This window comes from Roseateles sp., assembly GCF_031397715.1.
Classification (GTDB): Bacteria; Pseudomonadota; Gammaproteobacteria; order Burkholderiales; family Burkholderiaceae_C; genus Paucibacter_A.
Window position 1 is genome coordinate 1 of the sequence record NZ_JANNMI010000385.1, and the last position, 2,901, is coordinate 2,901.

General features: G+C 58.9%; 2 protein-coding genes and 1 tRNA gene. 2 read left to right on the forward strand and 1 reads right to left on the reverse strand.

Annotation, left to right across the window (positions count from 1 at the left end):
- Positions 1 to 100, reverse strand: a 100-nt coding sequence (locus RMO57_RS16655; RefSeq protein ID WP_414896447.1) for a thioredoxin family protein, incomplete at its 3' end; no start/stop codon positions are given.
- A 236-nt stretch (positions 101 to 336) separates the two neighbouring features.
- Here RMO57_RS16655 and RMO57_RS16660 point away from each other — a divergent pair.
- Positions 337 to 413, forward strand: a tRNA-Pro gene (locus RMO57_RS16660).
- Positions 414 to 609: 196 nt separating this feature from the next.
- Positions 610 to 2,595: an OPT family oligopeptide transporter gene (locus RMO57_RS16665; RefSeq protein WP_310388504.1), complete on the forward strand. Its 1,986-nt coding sequence runs from the start codon at positions 610 to 612 to the stop codon at positions 2,593 to 2,595.
- Positions 2,596 to 2,901: the final 306 nt, after the last annotated feature.

The following is a 2,901-nucleotide window of genomic DNA, read 5'->3' on the forward strand; positions in this document are numbered from 1 at the left end:
ACCATTCGGCCCAGTAATCGACCAGCACGGGCTTGCCGGCTTGGATCACGTCGGCGTCAAAAGATGCATCGGAAATATGTTTAATCAGGTCGCTGCTCATGAATTGTCCTTGGGCTGGCCGGACTGTGTTGCCGGCGTTGCGCTTGCGTGGCTGGTTTTTGTGCCGTTTGATTTTGACACAAAGGCATGAAACTATTGGCCATGGTGGCGTCAGATTGATGATTCTTGGGCGCGGGCACATGCACTCACCGCAGGCTGAAGTTTGCGCTTGTTTTTGGTATTTCAAGAAAGGCCTTGCGCAGTCATTGAAAATAAGGCTAGAATGGCGGTCTTAGTCGGGGCGTAGCGCAGCCTGGTAGCGCATCTGCTTTGGGAGCAGAGGGTCGTGAGTTCGAATCCCACCGCCCCGACCAATACATCATTGATAAACCCGCTGCGAGCTTGGCTTTCAGCGGGTTTTCTCATTTGAGGATCGAGTCTCCTATTTGTGCTATCGGTGGTCATTTTTTGAGGGCTGCCCTGGGTATCCTCGGCTTCTCCGAGTAAGCCAGTGCGGACAAAATCCGCGGCTCAGGGCAACACCATGCCCGCAACTATTCTTCTTTCTTCATGGCTATCCTACAACTGACCGACGAGCAGATCCGCACCTGGACCCGGGCGCAAAAAGACCAATGGTGGTTCAGCAATGTCTACCGAGGCAGCATGCCGCAGCTGACCTTGCGCGCCGCCTTGACCGGGTTCTTGCTCGGGGCCGTGTTGGCCGCGACCTCGCTCTATATCGGCGGCAAAACCGGCATTGGCATCGGCGTCGGTCTGACCTCGGTGATTCTGTCCTTCGCGATTTTCCGGGCGCTGCACGCCGCAGGGGTGACCGAGGATTATTCGATTCTGGAAAACAACTGCACCCAATCGATCGCCACGGCAGCCGGTTATGTGGTGGCGCCGCTGTATTCCAGCCTGGCGGCCTATATGTTGATTACCGGCCGCATCATCCCCTGGTGGCAGATGATGATCTGGATGATCGTGATCTCGATCTTGGGCGTGCTGGTGGCCTTCCCGATGAAGCGGCGCTTCATCAACGAGGAGCAACTGCCTTTCCCGGAGGGCCGGGCCAGCGGTGTGGTGCTGGACTCGCTCTACACCGGCGATGCCGGCGAGGGCGTCTACAAGGCTCGCTTGCTCGGCGTGGTTGCCGGCTTCACGGCGCTCTACCAGGCCATCGTCAGTGATGGCTGGATGAAGCTCTTACAGTTCAAGATTTTGCGCATGGACCAATGGGCGGGCATGACCGAGCCTTGGCATTTGCATGAACGCTTGGATACCTACTATTACCAAGCTGCGACCAAGATGGAATTGTGGATGCCCAACATTCAGGGCGTCGATTTCCGCGTCTTGGGCCTTCGATTCACGCTTGACGCGGCCATGATTGGGGTGGGCGGCTTGATGGGTATTGCCGTCGCCACCAGCTGCCTGCTGGGCTCCTTCATCAACTTTGTGATCTTGGCGCCCATCATGATCAACGCCGGCGAGATCGCCCAGCGCATTTCGCCTTCCGGCGCGGTGGTGGCGATTTCGCGCGCCGAGATCGTCAATCAATGGTCGCTCTGGTGGGGGGTGACGATGATGGTGACCGGCTCCATCGTCAGCTTGCTGGCCAAGCCCGAACTCTTCATGAGTATGTTCAAGAAGAAGGGCAAGGCAGCTGCCGCCGAGCAAGGGCCTGATGTGCTGGCAGGCATCGAAGTGCCGCTGTGGATTTCCTATGTCGGCGTGCCTATTTTCGGCTTCTTGGGCGCTTGGGTCACGCATGTGTTCTTCGGTGTTCCGATGTTCTTGGCCCTGGTCTCCTTGCCACTGATTTTCGTGCTGACCATCATCTGCACCAATGCAATGGCCCTGACTTCGTGGACGCCTACCGGTGCCCTGTCAAAGATCACCCAATTCACCATGGGCGCGATCGACCGCACCAACCCCGCCAGCAACCTGCTGCCGGCCGGCATGACGGCCGAGATCGCCTCGAATGCCGCCAACCTGCTGTCGGACATCAAGCCCGGCTATATGTTGGGCGGCAAGCCTAGGCATCAGGCTATCGGCCATGTGATCGGCATCTTTGCCGGTGTGATCGCCTGCGTGCCTTTGTACTTTCTGCTCTTCTTGCCGGCCGACGCGAACGGCGTGCGGTCAACCGCCACCTTGGTGTCCGAGCAGTTCGCGATGCCGGGTGCCTTGCAGTGGAAGGGCGTGGCCGAGTTGATCGCCAAGGGCTTGCAGGGTTTGCCGGCTTCCGCTTTGGTGGCGATGTTTGTTGCCTTTGTCAGTGCGGTGGCGATCGAGGTGATGCGCATCGTCAGCAAGGGCCGTTTTCCACTTTCATCGGTGTCGATCGGCCTGGGTGTGGTGTTGCCGCCGGAGTCGGTTTTTGCGATGTGGATAGGCGCTTTGCTGTTCTGGCATATGGGGCGCAAGTACAAGGCGGCAGGTACACCCGGCAATCGCCTTTGGGTCGATGGTTGCGAGCCGATCTGCGCCGGTCTGATTTCGGGTGCGGCCCTGATGGGCATTGGCAACGCGATCGTCAATGTGCTGCTGAACTGACCCAGAGCCGGCTCATGGCACAATCGCGGCCCCATTGAGCTGTAAACAGCTCATGCCCGACCATAGCTCAACCGGATAGAGCACCCGCCTTCTAAGCGGGCGGTTGCAGGTTCGAGTCCTGCTGGGCGCGCCACTGAGCACCGCGCCCCCTTTTCCGTCAGTTAAATGGCCCGTCAGTTAAATGGCCCTTCAGGTAAATCGTCCGACAGGTGAACGACCCAACAGGCAGGTCCCTTGGGCCTTGAGGCTGGCGACCAGCTGAAGACAACGGCGGCAGGGCAGTTGCTGCTGGAGCGGGCCGGTGCC

Coding starts and splice junctions, on each gene's coding strand:
- RMO57_RS16665 (WP_310388504.1), top strand. CDS start 610: ATGGCTATCCTACAACTGACCGACGAGCAGATCCGCACCTGGACCCGG.